The following is a 350-nucleotide window of genomic DNA, read 5'->3' as shown; positions in this document are numbered from 1 at the left end:
GTCAGCCCGAAAGACGAGACTCCGGCCCGGCGTGGACGGCCCTCGGCCAACCACTCCCGCGCCTCGCTCAACAGCTCGACCGCGCCCGATGTCCAATCCACTTCTCGGGACGGCTCGTTCAGATGGATGGTCTCGGGCAGGATGCCGTGCCGCATCGCCTCGACCATCTTGATCACACCGGCCACACCGGCCGCCGCCTGCGTATGACCCATATTCGACTTCAGTGACCCCAACCAGAGCGGACGCCCCTCCACACGCCCCTGCCCATACGTCGCCAGCAGAGCCTGCGCCTCGATCGGATCCCCGAGCCTCGTCCCCGTCCCGTGCGCCTCGACCGCGTCGACCTCGGC

General features: G+C 68.6%; 1 pseudogene. It reads right to left on the bottom strand.

Going from position 1 to position 350, the window contains the following annotated elements:
* Positions 1-350: pseudogene (locus tag JK364_RS54765) on the bottom strand (polyketide synthase); the annotation flags it as partial.

Origin of the sequence: Streptomyces endocoffeicus, assembly GCF_016741935.1 — a bacterium.
GTDB lineage: Bacteria > Actinomycetota > Actinomycetes > Streptomycetales > Streptomycetaceae > Streptomyces > Streptomyces endocoffeicus.
The sequence above is the reverse complement of the archived record's forward strand: the minus strand, read 5'-3'. Positions and strand labels throughout refer to the sequence as shown.